This is a genomic window from Citrobacter sp. KTE151 (assembly GCF_000398845.1).
Classification (GTDB): Bacteria; Pseudomonadota; Gammaproteobacteria; order Enterobacterales; family Enterobacteriaceae; genus Citrobacter; species Citrobacter braakii.
Genome location: NZ_KB976065.1, coordinates 433,813 through 453,728, shown reverse-complemented (window position 1 = coordinate 453,728; position 19,916 = coordinate 433,813). Strand labels below are relative to the sequence as shown.

At 51.4% G+C, this 19,916-nt stretch carries 25 protein-coding genes and 3 pseudogenes; 11 read left to right on the top strand and 17 right to left on the bottom strand.

The window, feature by feature from the left end; genetic code table 11:
- Nucleotides 1–7: 7 nt before the first annotated feature.
- From mltC to mutY, 3 genes are all read right to left on the bottom strand, one after another.
- Nucleotides 8–1,093 (bottom strand): membrane-bound lytic murein transglycosylase MltC, encoded by a 1,086-nt coding sequence (gene mltC, locus WC7_RS06520; protein WP_016154410.1) that lies wholly within the window; start codon nt 1,091–1,093, stop codon nt 8–10.
- A gap of 94 nt (nt 1,094–1,187) precedes the next feature.
- Nucleotides 1,188–1,463, bottom strand: a complete 276-nt coding sequence (locus WC7_RS06525) for an oxidative damage protection protein (protein WP_016154409.1) — start codon at nt 1,461–1,463, stop codon at nt 1,188–1,190.
- A gap of 27 nt (nt 1,464–1,490) precedes the next feature.
- On the bottom strand, nt 1,491–2,543 hold the full coding sequence (gene mutY, locus WC7_RS06530; RefSeq protein WP_032947194.1) for an A/G-specific adenine glycosylase: 1,053 nt from the start codon (nt 2,541–2,543) through the stop codon (nt 1,491–1,493).
- Nucleotides 2,544–2,703: 160 nt separating this feature from the next.
- Here mutY and trmB point away from each other — a divergent pair, with 160 nt between their 5' ends.
- From trmB to WC7_RS27180, 5 genes and pseudogenes are all read left to right on the top strand, one after another.
- Nucleotides 2,704–3,423 carry a tRNA (guanosine(46)-N7)-methyltransferase TrmB gene (gene trmB / locus WC7_RS06535; protein WP_016154407.1) on the top strand — a complete coding sequence of 240 codons (720 nt, stop codon included), beginning with the start codon at nt 2,704–2,706 and terminating at the stop codon, nt 3,421–3,423.
- On the top strand, nt 3,423–3,749 hold the full coding sequence (locus WC7_RS06540; RefSeq protein WP_016154406.1) for a YggL family protein: 327 nt from the start codon (nt 3,423–3,425) through the stop codon (nt 3,747–3,749). Before trmB ends, WC7_RS06540 begins: the two co-directional genes overlap by 1 nt.
- 49 nt (nt 3,750–3,798) lie before the next feature.
- Nucleotides 3,799–4,518, top strand: a complete 720-nt coding sequence (locus WC7_RS06545) for a YggN family protein (protein WP_016154405.1) — start codon at nt 3,799–3,801, stop codon at nt 4,516–4,518.
- A gap of 188 nt (nt 4,519–4,706) precedes the next feature.
- Nucleotides 4,707–5,753, top strand: a complete 1,047-nt coding sequence (gene ansB / locus WC7_RS06550) for an L-asparaginase 2 (RefSeq protein WP_016154404.1) — start codon at nt 4,707–4,709, stop codon at nt 5,751–5,753.
- Nucleotides 5,754–5,872: 119 nt separating this feature from the next.
- A pseudogene (locus tag WC7_RS27180) lies at nt 5,873–5,985 on the top strand (DUF1202 family protein); the annotation flags it as partial.
- 25 nt (nt 5,986–6,010) lie between these two features.
- Here WC7_RS27180 and hemW read toward each other — a convergent pair.
- The 5 genes from hemW to WC7_RS06575 are packed head-to-tail and all read right to left on the bottom strand — an operon-like array spanning nt 6,011 to nt 9,317.
- Nucleotides 6,011–7,147, bottom strand: a complete 1,137-nt coding sequence (gene hemW / locus WC7_RS06555) for a radical SAM family heme chaperone HemW (RefSeq protein WP_016154403.1) — start codon at nt 7,145–7,147, stop codon at nt 6,011–6,013.
- A complete protein-coding gene (locus WC7_RS06560) occupies nt 7,140–7,733 on the bottom strand; it encodes an XTP/dITP diphosphatase (protein WP_016154402.1) in 594 nt (197 codons plus the stop codon). The genes hemW and WC7_RS06560 overlap by 8 nt, the downstream gene beginning before the upstream one ends.
- Nucleotides 7,734–7,740: 7 nt before the next feature.
- The gene (gene yggU / locus WC7_RS06565) at nt 7,741–8,031 is read right to left on the bottom strand and encodes a DUF167 family protein YggU (RefSeq protein WP_005123286.1); all 291 of its coding nucleotides are present in this window, start codon (nt 8,029–8,031) and stop codon (nt 7,741–7,743) included.
- A complete protein-coding gene (locus WC7_RS06570) occupies nt 8,028–8,594 on the bottom strand; it encodes a YggT family protein (RefSeq protein ID WP_016154401.1) in 567 nt (188 codons plus the stop codon). The genes yggU and WC7_RS06570 overlap by 4 nt, the downstream gene beginning before the upstream one ends.
- A gap of 18 nt (nt 8,595–8,612) precedes the next feature.
- Entirely contained in the window at nt 8,613–9,317 is a 705-nt protein-coding gene (locus tag WC7_RS06575) for a YggS family pyridoxal phosphate-dependent enzyme (RefSeq protein WP_016154400.1), read from the bottom strand.
- Between the two features lie 17 nt (nt 9,318–9,334).
- Between WC7_RS06575 and WC7_RS26990 the strand changes: the two are divergent.
- The 3 genes and pseudogenes from WC7_RS26990 to WC7_RS06580 form a co-directional block, all read left to right on the top strand.
- Nucleotides 9,335–9,460: pseudogene (locus WC7_RS26990) on the top strand (type IV pili twitching motility protein PilT); the annotation flags it as partial.
- A gap of 274 nt (nt 9,461–9,734) precedes the next feature.
- The gene (locus WC7_RS0124675; protein ID WP_369707995.1) at nt 9,735–10,172 is read left to right on the top strand and encodes a hypothetical protein; all 438 of its coding nucleotides are present in this window, start codon (nt 9,735–9,737) and stop codon (nt 10,170–10,172) included.
- A complete protein-coding gene (locus WC7_RS06580; protein ID WP_016154398.1) occupies nt 10,172–10,591 on the top strand; it encodes a DUF3828 domain-containing protein in 420 nt (139 codons plus the stop codon). The genes WC7_RS0124675 and WC7_RS06580 overlap by 1 nt, the downstream gene beginning before the upstream one ends.
- A 5-nt stretch (nt 10,592–10,596) precedes the next feature.
- On the opposite strand, the pseudogene WC7_RS0124670 reads toward WC7_RS06580, so the two are convergent.
- Nucleotides 10,597–10,767: pseudogene (locus WC7_RS0124670) on the bottom strand (YggS family pyridoxal phosphate enzyme); the annotation flags it as partial.
- A gap of 17 nt (nt 10,768–10,784) precedes the next feature.
- On the opposite strand from WC7_RS0124670, the gene WC7_RS06585 reads away from it, so the two are divergent.
- The gene (locus WC7_RS06585) at nt 10,785–11,765 is read left to right on the top strand and encodes a type IV pilus twitching motility protein PilT (protein ID WP_016154397.1); all 981 of its coding nucleotides are present in this window, start codon (nt 10,785–10,787) and stop codon (nt 11,763–11,765) included.
- Here the strand turns inward: WC7_RS06585 and ruvX are convergent.
- The 8 genes from ruvX to metK all read right to left on the bottom strand — a co-directional run bounded on the left by ruvX (nt 11,762) and on the right by metK (nt 19,009).
- Nucleotides 11,762–12,178 (bottom strand): Holliday junction resolvase RuvX, encoded by a 417-nt coding sequence (gene ruvX / locus WC7_RS06590; RefSeq protein WP_016154396.1) that lies wholly within the window; start codon nt 12,176–12,178, stop codon nt 11,762–11,764. The genes WC7_RS06585 and ruvX overlap by 4 nt on opposite strands.
- Nucleotides 12,178–12,741 carry a YqgE/AlgH family protein gene (locus WC7_RS06595; protein WP_016154395.1) on the bottom strand — a complete coding sequence of 188 codons (564 nt, stop codon included), beginning with the start codon at nt 12,739–12,741 and terminating at the stop codon, nt 12,178–12,180. Before WC7_RS06595 ends, ruvX begins: the two co-directional genes overlap by 1 nt.
- Nucleotides 12,742–12,917: 176 nt before the next feature.
- Nucleotides 12,918–13,865 carry a glutathione synthase gene (gene gshB / locus WC7_RS06600; RefSeq protein WP_016154394.1) on the bottom strand — a complete coding sequence of 316 codons (948 nt, stop codon included), beginning with the start codon at nt 13,863–13,865 and terminating at the stop codon, nt 12,918–12,920.
- 12 nt (nt 13,866–13,877) lie between these two features.
- A complete protein-coding gene (gene rsmE, locus WC7_RS06605; RefSeq protein ID WP_016154393.1) occupies nt 13,878–14,609 on the bottom strand; it encodes a 16S rRNA (uracil(1498)-N(3))-methyltransferase in 732 nt (243 codons plus the stop codon).
- A 75-nt stretch (nt 14,610–14,684) separates the two neighbouring features.
- Complete coding sequence (endA, locus tag WC7_RS06610) at nt 14,685–15,392, bottom strand: deoxyribonuclease I (RefSeq protein ID WP_016154392.1); 708 nt, start codon at nt 15,390–15,392, stop codon at nt 14,685–14,687.
- A gap of 94 nt (nt 15,393–15,486) precedes the next feature.
- Entirely contained in the window at nt 15,487–15,984 is a 498-nt protein-coding gene (locus WC7_RS06615) for a SprT family zinc-dependent metalloprotease (RefSeq protein WP_016154391.1), read from the bottom strand.
- A 77-nt stretch (nt 15,985–16,061) separates the two neighbouring features.
- Entirely contained in the window at nt 16,062–17,456 is a 1,395-nt protein-coding gene (galP, locus tag WC7_RS06620) for a galactose/proton symporter (RefSeq protein ID WP_016154390.1), read from the bottom strand.
- Nucleotides 17,457–17,854: 398 nt separating this feature from the next.
- Nucleotides 17,855–19,009: a methionine adenosyltransferase gene (gene metK, locus WC7_RS06625; RefSeq protein WP_003027071.1), complete on the bottom strand. Its 1,155-nt coding sequence runs from the start codon at nt 19,007–19,009 to the stop codon at nt 17,855–17,857.
- A gap of 538 nt (nt 19,010–19,547) precedes the next feature.
- Between metK and WC7_RS27245 the strand changes: the two genes are divergently transcribed.
- Both WC7_RS27245 and yqgB read left to right on the top strand, forming a co-directional pair.
- Nucleotides 19,548–19,685 carry a hypothetical protein gene (locus WC7_RS27245; protein WP_269149342.1) on the top strand — a complete coding sequence of 46 codons (138 nt, stop codon included), beginning with the start codon at nt 19,548–19,550 and terminating at the stop codon, nt 19,683–19,685.
- Nucleotides 19,686–19,776: 91 nt separating this feature from the next.
- Entirely contained in the window at nt 19,777–19,908 is a 132-nt protein-coding gene (gene yqgB / locus WC7_RS25860) for an acid stress response protein YqgB (protein ID WP_049041971.1), read from the top strand.
- Nucleotides 19,909–19,916 lie beyond the last annotated feature (8 nt).

Here is a 19,916-nt window from a genome sequence, read left to right as displayed (position 1 = left end):
GGATACATTAGCGGCGACGATATGATTTTTGTGCGGAATTGACCTTGTAAAGATATCGGCGTGATTCAGCTGATGGGTGTCGGGTGGTCAGCGTTTGATAAACGTCCCCAGGGGACATGCTGTTAATGATGTTTGCGGCCTGAATTTTATCGTTCGAGAACACGCGCAGCACGCTGCCCGCGCCGCCGTTATACGCGGTGATCACCGCATAGCGACGCGAGGTCGGATTATCAATGCCGCCCAAATAGACATTATTCAGCATTGCCAGATAGGCAGTACCGGTATCAATGTTGCTGGCCGGGTCAAACAAGAAGCTACGGCTTGGCGTGCCTGAGCGCCCCTGGGAACGGAACACATCTTTTCCGGCGCTGTGTTGTACCACCTGCATGAGTCCCAGCGCATCGGCATGGCTGACCGCATACGGGTTAAACGAGGATTCGGTTTGCATGATGGCCAGAATCAGTGACTCGTCGACGCCATACTTACGTGAAGCCTGACGTACCATGCCGACGTATTTATGCGCGCGCTTATCAAGGTGGTTCGGGACCAGATTGATCGTCACGCTATAGATGATACGCAAGCCATTGCTGCGCTTTTTCAGTCGCGTTTGTAGCAGGTAGTTGGCAAAGTTGGTTGCACGTCCCTCCCAACGAATAGGCTGGCCGGTATTATCGACTACCTGCCCGTACAGGAACGGCTCTTTGGAAATCTTAATGTCGTCGACATCGGAATAGAGGTCGATAGAACCCGGATCATCACCCATCAGCAACGTCTTGATAATCGCTAGACGCAGATGTCCGGCGGGATCTGTCCCGGCAATGGTCTCGACGGTTATCGTACCGTCATCAAAATTGATATGGCTGCGGGTTTGATACTGATCGGTATACTTTACGTAGTCCTTCGGACCCGCAATCAGCACTTCCTTAAATCCCCACAGATTCTCAATGTTATGGGCAAATTGCCCCATCAGAATATCAAAACCGTTGGTATCCTTGACCCAGGCTTCGTTATAGGAGTCGCCTTTTTTGGTCGAACTGGAACAGGAGATGAGCAACGGCGCGATAACGGCAAGCGCGAGAAATTTTTTCATCATTCCGGGAGTGCGTGTTGTGTTTGTTGTTGTATCGTTTTGCCGGATGGCAGTGCAAGCACCCTATCCGGCCTACGAGATTGCCAGCAAGCGATGCTTATTTTTTTTCTTCAGGCGTATAGCCTTCAATATGCACATCCTTACCTTCAAACAGGAAGTTAATCATCTCCTGTTCCAGTAACTTACGGTGTTCAACGTTCATCATATTGAGTTTCTTCTCGTTAATCAGCATGGTTTGTTTATGCTGCCATTGCGCCCATGCTTCTTTAGAAATCTCGTTATAGATGCGTTTTCCCAGATCGCCCGGGTACAGCTGAAAATCCTGTCCTTCTGCTTCGCGTTGCAGGAAAGTGCAAAAAATCGTTCTGCTCATAAAAAATCCTCTTTATCGACCGGTACGTTAAACCTGTGTGCCGGCACGTAATTGCTGTAACAAACGCTCCACGGGGGCCGCCAGTCCGACCGACGGCGGTTGCGCTAAGTTATACCAGAGCGCGTTGCCTTCATCCATGCATGAGGTGAATGAGGACACGGGAAGCCACATAGGCACAATATCTAAGTGGAAATGGCTAAAGGTATGGCGAAACGCATTAAGTTGGGTCAGATTATCTGCGTTAATTTGCCGTTGCGCCAGCCAGTCGCGTAGCCCATCCTCATCATCAAACTGCGGAAAACAGTATAAGCCACCCCATAAGCCGCTGGGTGGTCGCTGCGTGAGCAACACCTCGTTTTCATGCTGCATCAGTAAAAAATAACCCGTCCGTTCTGGTAATGTCTGTTTGGGCTTTTTACCCGGGTACAGCGGCCAGCTTGCATTGGCGCTCGCCACACAGCCATTTTCCAACGGACACAGGGAACATTTGGGTTTTGAGCGCGTACAGACCATGGCGCCTAAATCCATCATCGCCTGATTAAACCGCTCAACCCCATGGGCTGGCGTAACCTGCTCGCTCAATTCCCACAGTTTCTTTTCGACCTCTTTTTTACCCGGCCAGCCGCTTACAGCATAACAGCGAGCCAGCACACGTTTGACGTTACCGTCAAGAATCGGAAAATGCTGACCCAGGGAGAGAGAAAGGATCGCGCCTGCAGTTGAACGTCCGACGCCTGGCAGGGCGGCCACTTCATCAAAGGTTTGCGGGAATGAGCCGCCGTGCAGCGTCACAACCTGTTGCGCGGCTTTATGCAGATTACGCGCTCGGGCGTAATAGCCCAGCCCGGTCCATAAATGCAGGACTTCATCCAGCGGCGCATGGGCTAAATCCGTTACCGTTGGGAAGCGCGCCATAAAGCGCTCAAAGTAGGGGATAACGGTCGCAACCTGAGTTTGTTGCAGCATCACCTCAGAGAGCCATACTTTGTAAGGCGTCTTATCAATTTGCCAGGGCAGCGTTTTCCGCCCGTATTTGTCGTACCAGCTCAAAACCTGAGCCGAGAATTGAGACGCTTGCATGATTACCGTTTCATTATTGCCGGGGGCAAGATTGCAGCACAGCGGCAACGGGGTGTAAACCGGAACTTTCCGCTGCTCACTTTCTTCCTTTACTTGCATCCGGCAACTAACTTTGGATAATGCCCGTTTTCAGAACTCAAACACAGCAGACTAAACTTTTATGAAGAACGACGTCATTTCACCGGAATTTGATGAAAACGGCCGCCCTCTGCGCCGGATTCGTAGTTTTGTTCGTCGCCAGGGGCGACTGACGAAAGGGCAGGAACACGCGCTGGAAAACTACTGGCCGGTGATGGGCGTTGAGTTCAGCGAAGAACCTGTGGATTTCGCTGCGCTGTTTGGTCGCGATGCGCCAGTCACGCTTGAAATTGGTTTTGGTATGGGGGCTTCGCTGGTGGCGATGGCGAAAGCGCGTCCGGAGCAAAATTTCCTCGGCATTGAGGTTCACTCACCGGGCGTTGGCGCGTGTCTGGCTTCAGCTCATGAAGAGGGCGTCGAGAACCTGCGTGTCATGTGCCATGATGCCGTCGAAGTCCTGCATAAAATGATTCCTGACAATTCTTTATCTATGGTTCAGCTGTTTTTCCCTGACCCGTGGCATAAAGCACGTCATAATAAACGCCGTATCGTTCAGGTACCGTTTGCTGAGCATATCTTAAGCAAGCTGAAGCTGGGCGGCGTGTTCCACATGGCAACCGACTGGGAAGCCTATGCGGAGCACATGCTTGAAGTGATGTCCTCGATTGACGGGTATAAAAACCAGTCAGAGAGTAACGATTACGTACCGCGCCCGGAATCGCGCCCGGTAACCAAATTTGAACAACGTGGTCATCGTCTTGGCCACGGCGTATGGGACTTAATGTTCGAGAGGGTGAAATAATGGCAAAGAACCGTAGCCGTCGTCTGCGTAAAAAAATGCACATCGACGAATTCCAGGAAGTAGGATTTTCGGTTGCATGGCGTTTCCCGGAAGGTACATCTGGAGAGCAGGTCGATCAAATCGTTGATGATTTTATCAATGAAGTTATCGAACCGAACAAGCTGGCCTTTGACGGCAGCGGCTATCTGGCCTGGGAAGGTCTGATCTGTCTGCAGGAAATCGGCAAATGCACCGAAGAACATCAGGCTATCGTGCGTAAGTGGCTGGAAGAGCACAAACTCGAAGAAGTGCGCACCAGCGAACTTTTCGATATTTGGTGGGACTAAGTAGCAAAGGGTCGGCAAATGCCGGCCCAATTTGTATTGAGGGAAAGATATGATGCGCAAAACGCTGCTGGCGGCAGTCCTAACGTTCACGGCGATGGCCGCACATGCTGATTATCAGTGCAGCGTCACCCCGCGTGACGATGTGATTTTGAGTCCACAAACGGTACAGGTGAAGGGTGAGAACGGCAACCTGGTCATTACCCAGGCCGGTGATGTCACCTTTAACGGTAAACAGTACAACCTGAACGCCGCGCAGCGTGAACAGGCCAAAGATTATCAGGCGGCGTTGCGTAGCAGCCTGCCGTGGATTGACGAAGGTGCCAGAGCGCGCGTGGAGAAAGGTCGCGTGGCGCTGGATAAAATCATTGCCAAAGAGGTCGGCGAAAGCAGCAACATGCGTGGCCGCTTAACTAAGCTGGATGCGCAATTGAAAGAGCAGATGAACCGCATTATTGAGCATCGCACTGACGGCCTGACCTTCCATTATAAGGCGATTGATCAGGTCCGTGCGGATGGACAACAGCTGGTCAATCAGGCGATGGGCGGTATTTTGCAGGACAGCATCAACGAGATGGGGGCGAAAGCCGTGCTCAAAGGCGGTGGTAATCCGCTGCAGGGCGTGCTCGGAAGCCTCGGAGGTTTGCAAACCTCAATTCAGAACGAATGGAAGAATCAGGAACAAGACTTCCAGCAGTTTGGCAAAGATGTTTGTGCCCGCGTCGTGACGCTGGAAAACGATCGTAAAACGCTGGTTAGCAATCTGAAATAATCTTCACCTCTTTTTAACGGCACAGAAACATTCTGTGTCGTTTTATTTTGTATTTTTCTGTTTTTTTGATATCCATCTCTAAGAATAACAATTTGATAGAGATATAAATCTGGTTAATTGGATGGCGTCACATTATTCATCTGTAAGATAGACATAATGCTGCAAATTCAAGTAACTGGAGAAATAACATGGAGTTTTTCAAGAGAACGGCACTTGCCGCACTGGTTATGGGTTTCAGCGGCGCGGCGCTTGCACTGCCAAACATCACTATTTTAGCTACCGGCGGGACGATCGCCGGCGGTGGTGACTCCGCAACAAAATCTAACTACACGGCAGGCAAAGTCGGCGTAGAAAATTTGGTTGATGCCGTACCTCAGTTGAAAGATATCGCCGTTGTGAAAGGCGAGCAGGTGGTGAACATCGGCTCCCAGGATATGAATGACGAAGTCTGGCTAACGCTGGCGAAAAAGATTAATACCGAGTGTGATAAAACTGACGGCTTCGTGGTAACACATGGTACGGATACCATGGAAGAAACCGCCTATTTCCTCGATCTCACCGTCAAGTGCAACAAGCCGGTGGTGCTGGTCGGCGCAATGCGTCCGTCTACAGGTATGAGCGCTGATGGCCCGTTCAACCTGTATAACGCCGTGGTAACCGCCGCAGACAAAGCCTCTGCCAACCGTGGTGTGCTGGTGGTGATGAACGACACTGTTATGGATGGTCGCGACGTGACCAAAACTAACACCACGGATGTCGCTACTTTCAAATCCGTTAACTATGGTCCGCTGGGTTATATCCATAACGGTAAAATCGACTACCAGCGTACGCCTGCGCGTAAGCACACCACATCCACGCCGTTCGATGTATCTAAGCTGACCGAGCTGCCGAAAGTTGGGATTGTATACAACTACGCTAACGCCTCCGATCTGCCAGCCAAAGCATTGGTAGACGCGGGTTACGCCGGGATCGTCAGTGCGGGTGTAGGTAACGGTAACCTGTATAAAACCATTTTCGATACGCTGGCAACTGCCGCGCATAAAGGTACTGTTGTGGTGCGCTCATCCCGTGTACCAACGGGCGCCACCACCCAGGATGCTGAAGTTGATGATGCGAAATACGGATTTGTGGCTTCAGGCTCTCTGAACCCGCAAAAAGCGCGTGTTCTGCTGCAACTGGCTCTGACCCAAACCAAGGATCCTAAGCAAATCCAGGAAATGTTTAATCAGTATTAATCACTCCGGCCCCGGTCATTCGACTGGGGCGTTTTCTCAAAGTCTCCTGAATATGCGTAACGATTAATTCGCTCATCATTTTTGTGGTTATGATGATTGCCGATCGTTATTTTGCATATTTATACACCTTAGTGGGAATGGTCGGGGATTATACATTTTTTGAAAGACCTGGACGAAAGAGCATCCTGTAAAGTTTTCCGCCATGCTGACCACTAAAGGCACACCTGTCAATAATGCGCCCGTGGGCGCATCGAGCATCACTCCGCCAGAAACAGCTCCAGCAGCGAATTCAAAAATAGCTTACCGTGTTGGGTAATCTGCCAGTATTCATCGCATTCACTCAGATAGCCCTGGGCAATGGCCTCATCGATCTGTCGACGAATAACGTCTTCGGTAAGCCCGGTATATTGCGTGAACTCCGCGCGAGGCGCGGCTTCCAGCAGCCGGAAACGGTTCATAAAGAACTCAAACGGCTTATCGGCCTCGGCGACATCTCGCTGGCTTTCCAGATAACGTCCTTGCATGTATCCACGCGGATGTCGCGTTTTGGTAGTGCGCAGGATGCGACCGCCTGGGAAAGTGACTTTGCCGTGCGCGCCGCAGCCAATGCCTAGATAGTCGCCAAAACGCCAGTAATTTAGGTTGTGCTGACACTGATAACCCGGTCTGGCGTAGGCTGAGGTTTCGTACTGCTGATACCCCGCGGCGGTCAGCAATTGGTGGCCTTGCTCAAAAATATCCCACAGCGCGTCGTCATCCGGTAATACCGGTGGTCGGGACCCGAACAGCGTATTCGGTTCGATGGTCAACTGATACCAGGAAAGATGCGGCGGGTTGAGCTCGATGGCCTGTTGTAAATCGCCCAGCGCCTCTTCCAGCGTCTGATCCGGTAAACCGTGCATCAGGTCGAGGTTAAAGCTGCGTAGTCCCAGACCGCTCGCCAGGTGCGCTGCACGTTTGGCTTCTTCCGGCCCGTGAATACGTCCCAGACGTTCGAGTTTGGCGGAGCTAAAGCTCTGTACACCAATGGAGATACGGTTTACGCCAGCACGTTGATAATCCACAAAGCGATCGGCTTCCACCGTACCGGGATTCGCCTCCATCGTGACTTCTGCATCTGCGGCGAGATTCAGCCGTGCGCGCACGCCGTCGAGCAGCGTTTGCATTGCCGGGCCAGAAAGCAGGCTCGGCGTACCACCACCGATAAAAATCGTCTTTACCTCGCGGCCCTGGGCGTGGGCCACCTCAGAATCCAGATCGCTCAGCAGATGCTGCACATAGTCGTCATGAGGGACTTCGCCTTTAAGCGCATGCGAGTTGAAGTCGCAGTACGGGCATTTCTGCACGCACCACGGGATGTGTATGTAAAGACTTAACGGCGGAAGCTTAACCATTACGCAGGGCATCCAGCAGCAGCTTCAGCGCTTGTCCGCGGTGAGAAATCGCGCTCTTTTCTTCGCGGGTCAGTTCGGCGGCGGTTTTCCCTTCAGAGGGCACAAAGAAGATTGGGTCGTAGCCAAAACCACCGTTTCCGGCAGGTTCACGGGCAATAACGCCCGGCCAGCGTCCGTGGCAAACCACAGGTGTTGGATCGTCTGCATGGCGCATATACACCAGCACGCAGTGGAATTGTGCCTGGCGCTTGTCATCAGGAACATCCTGCAGGGTGTGGAGCAGTTTTTCCAGGTTCTGCTGATCGGTTGCATCTTCGCCGGAATAGCGGGCTGAATAGATGCCCGGCGCGCCGCCAAGGGCATTTACCGCCAGACCGGAGTCATCAGCAATGGCGGGTAAACCGGTAATTTGCGCGGCATGACGTGCCTTCAGAATGGCGTTCTCAATAAACGTCAGCCCGGTCTCTTCTGCAGAATCAACACCCAGATCCGTTTGGGCAACAACATCAAGACCGAAATCACTCAGAAGAGAGGCGAGTTCACGCACTTTACCGGCGTTGCCGGTCGCGAGGACAACTTTTTGCATGGGATACCTAATCAGTTAGCGCCGCAATTTCGGGCGGGATCTGTTGCGGATGAATGATTTTAACCTGTTTGTGACGACCAAGCTCGCCCTTCTCAATGACGACCTGGCTTTTTGCCACACGGAACTGTTTGCCGAGAAACTTCACCAGATGGCTATTGGCTTGCCCATCAACCGGTGGGGCGGTAATGGCGACTTTTAGCTCGTCGCCATGTAAACCTACAATACTGTCACGACTGGCTTTAGGCTGAATGTAGAGCCGTAAAACCAGACCGTCATCGCAGGGGGTAACGGCACTCATAGCGCCATCCACAGCCCCGGCAGCAGCATGTTACCTGTCGCCTGTAATACTTCTGCGATGCCCATGTTAATGACATACAGCAGCAGAACCAGGATCATTGGCGAGAAATCGATCCCGCCCATGCCTGGAAGTAAGCGACGAATAGGACGCAGCAGCGGATCTGCCAATTGAATCAGCACGTACTCCACAGGGCTGCGGCCCTGGCTGACCCAGCTCATAATCGCCATCACCAGCAGAACCCAGAAAATCAGCAGTCCGATAGTCTTCAGGACAATCAGCACGGCGGCGATCCAGATGATCGGCTGGAACGTAACCACCTTAAACAGCACGATGGCCTTGATAAAGCTCAGAACGAGCGCAACTAATGCCGATGCGCTGTCAATTGGCCCCATCGGGGGAATGATACGGCGTAACGGCCCAATAATGGGCTGAGTGATTTTCACAATAAACTGCGAGAACGGGTTGTAGAAATCGCAGCGAGACCATTGCATCCACACGCGCAGCAGCAGCGCCATGGTATACAGCTCAATTACCGTTGAGAGCAGGAAGGTCAACGTATTCATGGTGTTCCTTAGTTTTCCTTATTTTTTAGTGTAATCACGAGCACCAAAAATGGCAGTGCCGATGCGCACCATCGTGCTACCCGCCGCAATGGCGGCATCCATATCATCAGACATCCCCAGTGAGAGCGTGTCGATACTTGGGTAGCGTGTTTTCAACCCGGCAAATGCTACCGCCATTTGCTGTGCAACTTCAAACTGCCTTACATAATCTGACTCTGGCGCCGGAATCGCCATCAGACCACGCAGGGTAATGCGTGGCAGCGCGGCGACCTCAGCCGCCAGTGCGTCAAGCTCTGCAAGCGGAATACCTGACTTACTGTTCTCATCGCTGATATTAATCTGAATCAACACATTGAGCGGCGGCAGTTCCGCCGGGCGCTGTTCGCTCAGACGGGCAGCGATACGCAGACGATCAATCGTATGGCACCAGTCAAAATGTTCAGCGACCAGACGACTTTTATTCGACTGCAGCGGGCCGATAAAGTGCCACTGCAGATCGTTAACGCCTTTTTCCTGAAAGTAGCGGATCTTATCCACCCCTTCCTGGACATAGTTTTCACCGAAGGCACGCTGCCCTGCGGTCATGGCTTCTTCGATGGCGCTCGCAGGTTTGGTTTTGCTGACTGCAAGCAACATAACTTCTTCTGAAGACCGCCCGCAACGCGTCGCGGCGGCTGAGATTTTGTCCCGGACATGTGCCAGGTTATGCGCGATATCGTTCATTTTCCGAGGATGTTCATATGAATATGGAAGAAATAGTGGCCCTTAGTGTAAAGCATAACGTGTCGGATCTACACCTGTGCAATGCATGGCCTGCGCGCTGGTGCATACGTGGGAAAGTCGAAACCACACCATTTACTACGCCTGGTAAGGCTGCAGATAGGCTGAGTATAAAAATGTGAGTCTGTAGGAGGACGTAAACAGATTTAACTGACAGAATTTTCAATTCGTTTTATTCAGCTCCAGTTTGCGCCAGTGTAAATATTCTACAGTTATAAAATCTGGGATGATATTTATTTATAATAAAGCAAAAAAATTAAATAGTTGGTAAGGTAAATATTATAACCTCATTTGTTATTAAGCAGCAATACACATCGGAAATACAGCTTGCGGGCATATTTGTGATGTCAATAAATAGAGTTGGGAGCATTTAATGTTCAAGGTGATGGTTCGCTTTGTGATATTTCATACTCTTCGTTTATAAATGAGATTTTGCAAATGTGGAATAAAGAAGCCGCTATAAATTTTGTTAGGAATAATGCTCATGCGCACGCTACAGGTTATTGTGCCAGGGCAGTAACAGCAGCAATCGAACATGGAGGCGTATCCTTGCATCATGATAATGCTAAAAATATGGGTAAATATTTAGTATTGGCTGGTTTTCGTGAAGTATATGGCAATCCTATTAAAGGTGATGTTGCTATAATTCAACCATATACTGGAGGAAATACAGCAGGGCACATGGCGATTTTTGATGGACATTACTGGTGGTCAGATTTCAAACAGGAACATGGCGTGTATCCCGGACCTGGTTATCGTAAAAATCAGCCCTCGTATAAACTCTATAGGCATAACTGATGAAACGATTGATATTATTTACTTTTCTATTCTCATCGTTTGCTATGGCAGGAATAATACCTGCTGATACTCAGGCATTAAAATTCAATGCCTGGTATATAAAGCAGATTGCTCATAATATCATCCCAGTTGCAGATGATCCGACGGCATTAGAGCCTTATGTTATTATTGATACATTGAATAAATTAAAGCAAGCTTATAGAAGCAATGAGCTTGAAGAGGATTATTTTCTAAAAGTTCAGGATTTTGCCGATGAAGACTGGAGTAAGCATATTAGTATTGATCTAATTATAGCTGATCCTATTTGTACCAATGTCTATTTGACATTTGGAACAGGGGAGTCATCTCAAAAAGTTATTGACTGCATGGTAGAAGAAAAAGGTGTATGGAAAATCAAGAGCGTGACTACTCGCTATTAGTCGTTGTTTTCACCAATTGAAAATAATCCTGCGACGATGGCTTCTTCGATGGCGCTCGCAGGTTTGGTTTTGCTAACTGCAAGCAGCATAACTTTTTCTGAAGACCGCCCGCAACGCGTCGCGGCGGCTGAGATTTTGTCCCGGACATGTGCCAGGTTATGCGCGATATCGTTCATTTTCCGAGGATGTTCATATGAATATGGAAGAAATAGTGGCCCTTAGTGTAAAGCATAACGTGTCGGATCTACACCTGTGCAATGCATGGCCTGCGCGCTGGCGCATACGTGGAAAAGTCGAAATAGCACCATTTACTCCCCCTGACGTGGAGAATCTGCTGATGTGCTGGCTCAGTGAGCAACAACAGGTACAGTGGCGGGAACAGGGGCAAATTGATTTTGCCCTTACGCTGGCGGACTCCCGGCGTCTACGCGCCAGCGCATTTGCTCATCAGCAGGGAACCTCGCTGGCGCTAAGATTGCTACCGCTTGAATGTCCTCGTTTAGACGATCTTCAGACCCCCGAGGCCATACCTGAACTGCTGCACGGTGAAAATGGATTAGTTCTGGTCACTGGAGCCACCGGCAGCGGTAAATCAACCACCCTAGCGGCGATGGTGGAGTACCTTAATCAACATATTGCGGGGCATATTCTGACGCTGGAAGATCCGATTGAATATCGCTACACCAGCCAGCGTTGTCTTATTCAACAGCGGGAGGTGGGCGTACACTGCGCTTCTTTTGCTGCCGGTTTACGCGGCGCGTTACGCGAAGATCCCGACGTCATTTTGCTGGGCGAGCTGCGCGACGTGGAAACTATTCGTTTGGCCTTAACGGCAGCGGAGACCGGGCATCTGGTGTTGGCAACCTTACATACGCGAGGGGCGGCGCAGGCCATCGCGCGGCTGGTGGACACCTTTCCCGCACAGGAGAAAGATCCGGTGCGTAACCAGCTTGCAGACAGCCTGCGGGCGGTACTTTCGCAAAAGCTGGAGGAAGATAAGCAGGGAGGACGCGTGGCGCTATTCGAACTGCTCGTCAACACTCCCGCCGTGGGCAATTTGATCCGCGAAGGGAAAACGCATCAGCTACCCGGTGTGATTCAAACCGGGCAGCAGACAGGTATGCAGACGTTTGCACAAAGTCAGCAGCAGCGCCAGGCGCAGGGGCGACTTTAGTAGCCCTGCTCGAAATAGCTTTCAAGGATAATAACGGCAGAAGCGGAATCTACTTTGCCTTTACTCAACGCCCGGTATCCGCCTTGCTCAAACAGGCCTGAGCGGGCTTCGACGGTGCTCAAACGTTCATCGTGTAGCGTTACGGTTACGCCAAAGCGACCGTGAATGCGGTTAGCGAATTTGCGCGCGCGCGCAGTAAGGGGTTGTTCGGTGCCATCCATGTTGAGCGGCAGGCCGACAATGATTTCGTCCGGCTGCCACTCTTTTAGCAGGCGTTCAATCAAACTCCAGTCTGGCGTACCGTCCTGTGCTTTGATGGCGGGCAAGGGTCTCGCCGTACCGGTAATGCGTTGACCAACCGCGACGCCGATACTTTTCGTACCAAAATCAAAAGAGAGTAATGTTCCGCTCATCAGGCGTGTCCCGCCACGCCAGGCATGGTCTGAATATCAATCCCGATAAGCTTCGCCGCATCGCGCCAGCGGTCGGCAATCGGCGTTTTAAACAAGATGTTGAGGTCTGCGGGAGCAGTGAGCCAGGCGTTATCCAGTAGCTCTTGTTCCAGTTGACCTTTTTCCCATGATGAATAGCCCAGCGCAACCAGCACTTCGGATGGCTGCTCCTGTGTACCCAGGGTTTCAAGTACATCGCGGGAGGTCGTGATGATAGTGTTATCTGAAATGCGAATACTGGAGGCAAAGCGTGACGGCGGGGTGTGTAGAATAAATCCACGGTCTTCCGCCAGCGGGCCGCCGAGCATCACCGGTTTGTCCAGACGAATGGCAGGATCGCGTGCTTCTGGAGTAATCTTCAGCTTTTCCAGAATCCCTTCAATTTGTAAGTTTTCCAGAGGCTTATTGACGATAATCCCCATTGCTCCGTTCTCATTGTGTTCACAGATATACACCACGGAACGGCGGAAAATCGGATCCTGGAGAGCAGGCATGGCAATTAGAAAGTGATGCTGTAAATTCATTGTCAGAGGTTCTGTTTCCTGGTTCAAAAAAGCAACAGAGCCCAGTATGTGGGCAAAGCGCGAAGATGTCACCCTCTGAAGATAGCTTTGCCGGATGGCGGCTTCGCCTTATCCGGCCTACGGGGTGCGAATGTAGGCCGGATAAGACGCGAAGGCATCGCCATCCGGCAACTTATTTATTTCTGCAAACGTGCCTCGATGGCGTCCATCAGCATACCGGTAATCGAAACCGGGAACTCCGCTTCAATTTCACGAATACAGGTTGGGCTGGTGACGTTAATTTCCGTCAGACGGTCGCCAATGATATCCAGACCGACAAAAATCAAACCTTTTGCTTTCAGCGTTGGCCCAATGCGACGTGCAATTTCCCAGTCGCTGTCGGTTAATGGACGCGGCTCGCCACGACCGCCGGCTGCCAGGTTGCCACGGGTTTCGCCGCCTTGTGGAATACGCGCCAGGCAGTACGGAACGGGTTCGCCATCGACCACCAGCACGCGTTTATCGCCGTCTTTAATTGCCGGCAGATAGTTCTGCGCCATGCAATAACGGGTACCGTGCTCGGTCAGTGTTTCGGCAATAACGCCAAGGTTCGGATCGCCTTCCTTGACGCGGAAAATAGATGCGCCGCCCATGCCGTCCAGCGGTTTGAGAATGATGTCGCTGTGTTTTTGCCAGAAGGCTTTCAGCTGCGCTTTGTTACGCGTGACCAGCGTTTCCGGTGTCAGGTCGGCAAACCATGCGGTGAACAGCTTCTCGTTACAATCGCGCAGGCTCTGCGGTTTGTTGACGATTAGCGTCCCTTTCTCCTCTGCACGTTCCAGAATATAGGTTGCGTAGATGAACTCGGTATCAAACGGCGGATCCTTACGCATCAGAATGACGTCCAGATCTGCCAGCGGGAGATCCTGCTCGCTATTGAACTCATACCATTTGTCGTAGTTCTGCTCTACGCTCAGGGTACGCGTACGGGCGCGGGCTTCACCGTTGATCAGATAGAGATCGGCCATTTCCATATAATGAATTTCGTAACCGCGACGTTGCGCTTCCAGCAGCATAGCGAAGCTGGAATCTTTCTTGATGTTGATGCTTGCGATGGGATCCATCACGATGCCGAGCTTGATCATTGTTCTTCTCCGTTAGCCCAGATCGCCAAAACGCACCTGTAGCGCGGTGATGGCGGTGAGCGCAGTTGTCTCAGTACGCAGAACGCGAGGTCCTAACAGAATATCAGTAAACTGATACCGTGCGGTCATGGCAATTTCATCTGCCGACAGCCCACCTTCGGGGCCAATCAGCAAGCGGATGCGTTCCACCGGGAGCGGCAGCGTATTGATGCTGGCGCTGGCGCGGGGATGCAGGTTCAGTTTCAGACCTTCATCCTGTTCGGCGCACCACGCTTCCAGATCCATCGCCGGGCGAATTTCAGGCACCCGATTACGACCGCACTGTTCGCAGGCGGCAATGGCGATTTTCTGCCACTGCTGGAGCTTCTTGTTCAGGCGTTCGCTGTCCAGTTTAACGCCGCAGCGCTCAGAAAAAAGTGGCGTAATGAGGCTTACACCCAGTTCAATCGATTTTTGGATAGTAAATTCCATTTTTTCACCCCGCGACATCACCTGGCCCAGGTGGATGTGTAGCGGCGATTCTCGATCGTCGAGTTCAGCGTTAAGCACCTTCACGTCCACGCTTTTCTTACTGGCGTGGGTGATTTCGGCGTCGAATACCTGATTGCTGCCATCAAACAGCTGTAGCGCCTGGCCAGGCCCCATACGCAGCACGCGGCCGATATGGTTGGCTGCATCTTCACACAGTGAAATTTGGCTGCCGGAAGTGAGTGGCTCAGGGTGATAAATGCGAGGAATGCGCATAGTTAAACATCCGCGTCATGGCCCTGGGCTGCAAAAGGCCTGGGCATGGTTAAAAAATATTGCTGCTAGTGTAGGTTAGCTCTTTTGCGCCTGGCAAGCGCGTTGCACATAGGGGTTATGGTTCCCCTGTACCTTCGCAATGCGTTCGTCGCGCTCACACTCCCAATCGGTGACCGGATACTGCTTATTCCAGGCATTAAAAAGCTGAGTTTGCTGGCGGGAGAGCGTCAGGTTGTATTGGTCGCGCATGTAAAAATAGGTACGCGCGATGGCGCCACGGGCGCGGGCTGGCGGCTCGGCAACTTTCTCTTTGAAGTCAACCTTCATGGTGCATTGTCCATATTGGCCTTCGCCACCATTCCACTGGCTGTACATAAAGTTTGCGCGATCGCCATTGACCTCACCCACCGCGGGCTGCAGGTTATGCATATCGCTTTCCATTTTGCGATAGACCGGATCTTTAGCGCAGTTTTTACGCCCTCCGTCCTGCCAGCACTGGCGCTGATGACCAAATTGCCAGGCGGGGACAACGTGTTCCCATTCAATTCGACTGGCGCGGTTTTCATTTTTTCGCACTTTATAGCCGCAGGATTCGAGGTCAACGACCCCTTTTTTTCCTTGCCAGTTAATTTTACATCCGCAATAGAAATCGCCTGGCGCATCGGCGTTAACTTTAACGCCTGCTGCTTTTGCCTGAGAAAAACTGTTGATGCCTTCGGCTAAAACCGAGCCTGAAAACGCAGCGGCTAATAGGGCCGCAGCAAAAGAAAGATTACGGTACATCACGAACTCCGTGTCAAAACGAGCCCGCAACGTAGCGAAAGTCATTCCTGTATGCAATCAGTTAGATCAGAAAAGTTCCTGATAATTCTGAAGATTATTCTGCAACCAGCGGTTGACCGCAGTGAACGCAGCGGTAGGTGGCTTCGCCGCGTACAACGCGGTTATGGCGGCGGACGGTCAGTTGGTGTTCCTGACACTTACAGCGGTATGTAAAGGTCTTACGCTGCACGGATTGCAGCTCAAACTGATGCGTGCGCCGGGCCGGTACGCCCAGCACGCTCTCCATCATCCATTTCCACTCTTTCCCGTGCGGCGGTACGCGGCCAAAGTGTTTCCACACCAGTAGATGCGCCAGTTCATGGGGCACCACTTCGTTAACGAACGCGTCAACATTCTCCATCAGCAAAACTGGATTAAGACGAATTTCGTAGGTTTGTAGCCACGCGGTACCCGCGGCGGTTCCGCGCTGTTGGTAAACCAGCTTTGGTTCCGGGTATTGGCGTTCGAGCTTGAGATTGGCCTGAGCGAGTTTTTCCCGCAGGCTGCGCATAACGGCTTGCTGGATGGCGATCGGGAGACGGGAGGTTTTCATAACGCCAGAGGATAGTGCGACAGGGAAGGGACTGCAAGAGGAAGGCTCCCTCCCACGGGGGAGGAAGCCTAACGAGATTAGTCGTGTGCGCCAATTTCGCGCAGTTTACGACCTTTCATCAGGTTACGTTCAATGTGTTCCAGAGAGACGTTTTTAGTTTCAGGGATCAGCCACAGGGTCAGGAAGATGAACAGTACGTTAAGGCCACCGTAGACCCAGAAGGTGTTGGCGCTGCCCAGCGAGTTCAGCATCGTCAGGAAGGTTGCGCCGACAATCATGTTGGCAATCCAGTTAGTTGCGGTAGAGCAGGTGATGCCGAAATCGCGACCTTTCAGCGGCTGGATTTCAGAGCACAGTACCCAAATCAGCGGACCGGCGCTCATCGCAAAGCCAACGATAAACATTAGCAGCATCAGGACAGCGAAGTATTGTGCGGCTGGCGAGTGAATACCCACGTGCATCATTGTACCCAGCACGCCCATACCGACGGCCATGACGATAAAGCCGAGGATCAGCGTAGGTTTACGGCCCCAGCGGTCAACCAGGCCAATGGCGATAAAGGTTGCCAACACGTTGGTCAGACCGACAATAACGGTCCCCCACATCTGTTCGGTGGTGTTGGTGTAACCCGCCAGCTCAAAGATTTTTGGCGCGTAATACATAATGACGTTCATCCCGGTGAACTGCTGCATCACCTGTAGCAGGACGCCAAGGAAAACTGCGCGGCGGAAGTTGCTGTTTTCTTTAAACAGCGCCCAGCCGCTCTGCTTCACTTGCAGGCTTTCACGAATTTCATCCAGCTCGCGTTTGGCTTCAGCGCTGGTGTCACGCAGACGCAACAGAACGCGTTCGGCATCGACAAAACGACGTTTAGCCGCAAACCAACGCGGGCTGTCCGGCAGGAAGATGACGCCAACCAGCAGTAACAGGGCAGGAATGATGATCACGCCCAGCATCCAGCGCCATGCGCCGCTGTAGCTAAACGCCGTATCGGAAAGATACGCACCTAAAATACCGATGGTGATCATTAACTGATACATAGAAATCATGCTGCCGCGAATTTTTTCCGGGGCGATTTCGGACAAGTACAACGGTGCGGTATAAGACGCAACGCCGACTGCCAGGCCGAGCAGCACGCGGGAAACCAGCAGCACTTCAACGTTTGGCGCTGCGGCGGAGAACAGCGAACCAGCAACAAACAGGATTGCGCCGATCATCAGGCTTTTTTTACGTCCCAACTTGAAGGAGAGCCAACCGCTGCCGACGGCGCCCACTGCCGCACCAAACATCATGGAACTCACCACCCATTCCTGAGTGTGTGGGGTAATTTGGAACTCGTCGGTGATGAATGGTAAAGCACCGGCAATAACACCGATATCCAGGCCAAAAAGTAATCCAGCCAGGGCTGCCAGGAAGCAGACAAAAAATGTCATGGCTTTGTTGGAATGCCCCGTTTTTTTATTGTCAGGCATGATGCCCTCCGTTGGGTAGCTAGTTTTGTTGATGTTAAGGGTAGGTGAGTACGGGGTAAAAAAATGCGAATCACATCACATTAGTGTAATCGGTTACACTAACATTCATGTGGATTATTGTTTAATGAGTTGAAAGTTAACATTATTTATTATTATAGAATAAAGTTGATTGGCTGATTTTAAGACAATGCTGAAATATGATGTAACAGTGATGCAATGCTGGTAACGAAGAGATGTGAATTCAAGGTGGATAGAAATACCGTGCTATGTAATCGCTTTCATTTGTTATTGAAGCAAATGAAAATAGCGTGGCTATAGTGATGGGGGATGGGAGAGCAAATGACATAAAAAAAGACCAGCACGAGGCTGGTCTTCATAAGCGTTGAGCCGTGGAGGAATTACTTCAGACCGGCAGCTTCACGCAGCAGGGCGGCTTTGTCGGTTTTTTCCCATGGGAAATGTTCGCGACCAAAGTGACCGTAAGCGGCGGTTTCTTTGTAAATCGGGTGCAGCAGATCCAGCATCTGAATCAGGCCATACGGGCGCAGGTCGAAGAACTCACGCACCAGCAGGGTCAGCTGTTCTGAAGGCACTTTTTCAGTACCGAACGTTTCCACCATGATAGAGGTCGGTTCAGCCACGCCGATTGCGTAGGAAACCTGAATCTCACAACGGTCAGCCAGGCCAGCGGCAACGATGTTTTTCGCTACGTAGCGGGCTGCATAAGCTGCGGAACGGTCAACTTTAGACGGATCCTTACCAGAAAATGCGCCGCCGCCGTGACGGGCCATGCCGCCGTAGGTATCAACGATGATTTTACGACCCGTCAGACCGCAGTCACCCATTGGACCGCCGATAACGAAACGACCGGTTGGGTTGATGAAGAACTTGGTTGAAGCTGTCAGCCATTCAGTCGGCAGTACCGGCTTGATGATCTCTTCCATAACGGCTTCTTGCAGCGATTTCTGATCGATATCTTCAGAGTGCTGAGTCGACAGAACAACCGCATCAATACCGACGATTTTACCGTCGTCATACTGGAAGGTTACCTGGCTTTTTGCATCCGGGCGCAGCCAGGATAAGGTGCCGTTTTTACGCACTTCAGCCTGACGCTGCACCAGACGGTGAGCATAGGTAATCGGGGCTGGCATCAGCACGTCGGTTTCGTTGGTTGCATAACCAAACATCAGACCCTGGTCGCCTGCGCCCTGTTCCAGCGGATCCGCACGGTCAACACCCTGGTTGATGTCCGGAGACTGTTTACCAATCGCGCTCAGTACCGCACAAGAGTTGGCATCAAAGCCCATGTCGGAATGCACATAGCCAATTTCGCGAACCGTGTTACGGGTGATCTCTTCGATATCAACCCATGCGCTGGTGGTGATCTCACCGCCAACTAAAACCATGCCGGTTTTGACGTAGGTTTCGCAGGCAACGCGTGCTTTCGGATCCTGCTCCAGGATTGCATCCAGCACGGCATCAGAGATTTGGTCAGCGATTTTGTCAGGATGCCCTTCTGATACGGACTCGGACGTAAAAAGGTGTTTTGCCATATTTAATTTCACCTAAGGAGAATGTAGTTAGCTCAAACTGTCGAGTGGAATAGCCATGTGTAGAAGATTCTACCATGAGTCTGCAGATGACGGACACTGGCAGTCTGAGTGTTAATCGGTATAGATGGATTAACATCTGGACGGCTATTTTAAGTCGGTTCTGCGCCTGATTTCCAGCTTTTTTTGATTGAGCTCGTATTGTACTGAAAATGTAACTGGAAATTTTTCCTGACGGTGCTGGCAATGCGCGTATTTATCTTTTGCTTTTTCGTACTGTTGTCGGTATAAAACGCGGCGCGCGGCTCATATCCGTCATACTTCAAGTTGCATGTGCGTTGGCAATACTCGCCCAGTCACTTACTCCTGTAAGCGCCTGGGGATTCACTGCGTTGCCGCCTTCCCGCAACTCGATTTATTGAGGATAGACAAAAAAGCACACGACGTTTTCATCGTGTTGCCACTTCCAGCCGGGTTAAAACTTTAGCTTTGGCTTGTGGGTTCGTTCCGTCAGGAGCAACCGTGGAGGTGATACGAGATAATGAACCGTTGTATTCTGCTGAATCTGTCGCACCGTTCTGGTGTACATATGTCCCCCGCAATCTGCATCTTGCATACCTGCCGATGTTATACCCATCTCGGCGCTTCTCAGGACTCCAGGGCCGGCAACGGTCACTAAGAACTGAACAAGGGCGCTCTTGGTAAACAAGAGTTTTCTCGTGGTTTCGCCGAACCGTCAGCATTAAGTTCGGTTACGTGTTTACATTGATATGAAAAAGAAACCGGTCGCACAGTCGGAGCGTCAGCACTATCTGCTGGAAATTCTGCCTGTATTTGGGTTGTTATCGCGTCTTCGGATTGCGATAGTAGTCAACTGTTTTACACTTGTTAATAAAATTTGAGGTTCGCT

What these genes read in the sequence shown, in the direction of transcription:
- ansB (WP_016154404.1), top strand. Translation starts at nt 4,707, where the DNA reads ATGGAGTTTTTCAAGAGAACGGCACTTGCCGCACTGGTTATGGGTTTC.
- WC7_RS06570 (WP_016154401.1), bottom strand. Translation starts at nt 8,594, where the DNA reads ATGAATACGTTGACCTTCCTGCTCTCAACGGTAATTGAGCTGTATACC.
- WC7_RS06540 (WP_016154406.1), top strand. Translation starts at nt 3,423, where the DNA reads ATGGCAAAGAACCGTAGCCGTCGTCTGCGTAAAAAAATGCACATCGAC.
- WC7_RS06615 (WP_016154391.1), bottom strand. Translation starts at nt 15,984, where the DNA reads ATGAAAACCTCCCGTCTCCCGATCGCCATCCAGCAAGCCGTTATGCGC.
- mutY (WP_032947194.1), bottom strand. Translation starts at nt 2,543, where the DNA reads ATGCAAGCGTCTCAATTCTCGGCTCAGGTTTTGAGCTGGTACGACAAA.
- mltC (WP_016154410.1), bottom strand. Translation starts at nt 1,093, where the DNA reads ATGATGAAAAAATTTCTCGCGCTTGCCGTTATCGCGCCGTTGCTCATC.
- WC7_RS06585 (WP_016154397.1), top strand. Translation starts at nt 10,785, where the DNA reads ATGAATATGGAAGAAATAGTGGCCCTTAGTGTAAAGCATAACGTGTCG.
- WC7_RS06595 (WP_016154395.1), bottom strand. Translation starts at nt 12,741, where the DNA reads ATGAATTTACAGCATCACTTTCTAATTGCCATGCCTGCTCTCCAGGAT.
- yqgB (WP_049041971.1), top strand. Translation starts at nt 19,777, where the DNA reads ATGAAAAAGAAACCGGTCGCACAGTCGGAGCGTCAGCACTATCTGCTG.
- WC7_RS06545 (WP_016154405.1), top strand. Translation starts at nt 3,799, where the DNA reads ATGATGCGCAAAACGCTGCTGGCGGCAGTCCTAACGTTCACGGCGATG.
- WC7_RS06525 (WP_016154409.1), bottom strand. Translation starts at nt 1,463, where the DNA reads ATGAGCAGAACGATTTTTTGCACTTTCCTGCAACGCGAAGCAGAAGGA.
- WC7_RS06580 (WP_016154398.1), top strand. Translation starts at nt 10,172, where the DNA reads ATGAAACGATTGATATTATTTACTTTTCTATTCTCATCGTTTGCTATG.
- metK (WP_003027071.1), bottom strand. Translation starts at nt 19,009, where the DNA reads ATGGCAAAACACCTTTTTACGTCCGAGTCCGTATCAGAAGGGCATCCT.
- WC7_RS06560 (WP_016154402.1), bottom strand. Translation starts at nt 7,733, where the DNA reads ATGCAAAAAGTTGTCCTCGCGACCGGCAACGCCGGTAAAGTGCGTGAA.
- yggU (WP_005123286.1), bottom strand. Translation starts at nt 8,031, where the DNA reads ATGAGTGCCGTTACCCCCTGCGATGACGGTCTGGTTTTACGGCTCTAC.
- endA (WP_016154392.1), bottom strand. Translation starts at nt 15,392, where the DNA reads ATGTACCGTAATCTTTCTTTTGCTGCGGCCCTATTAGCCGCTGCGTTT.
- trmB (WP_016154407.1), top strand. Translation starts at nt 2,704, where the DNA reads ATGAAGAACGACGTCATTTCACCGGAATTTGATGAAAACGGCCGCCCT.
- hemW (WP_016154403.1), bottom strand. Translation starts at nt 7,147, where the DNA reads ATGGTTAAGCTTCCGCCGTTAAGTCTTTACATACACATCCCGTGGTGC.
- ruvX (WP_016154396.1), bottom strand. Translation starts at nt 12,178, where the DNA reads ATGAGCGGAACATTACTCTCTTTTGATTTTGGTACGAAAAGTATCGGC.
- rsmE (WP_016154393.1), bottom strand. Translation starts at nt 14,609, where the DNA reads ATGCGCATTCCTCGCATTTATCACCCTGAGCCACTCACTTCCGGCAGC.
- WC7_RS06575 (WP_016154400.1), bottom strand. Translation starts at nt 9,317, where the DNA reads ATGAACGATATCGCGCATAACCTGGCACATGTCCGGGACAAAATCTCA.
- galP (WP_016154390.1), bottom strand. Translation starts at nt 17,456, where the DNA reads ATGCCTGACAATAAAAAAACGGGGCATTCCAACAAAGCCATGACATTT.
- gshB (WP_016154394.1), bottom strand. Translation starts at nt 13,865, where the DNA reads ATGATCAAGCTCGGCATCGTGATGGATCCCATCGCAAGCATCAACATC.
- WC7_RS27245 (WP_269149342.1), top strand. Translation starts at nt 19,548, where the DNA reads ATGAACCGTTGTATTCTGCTGAATCTGTCGCACCGTTCTGGTGTACAT.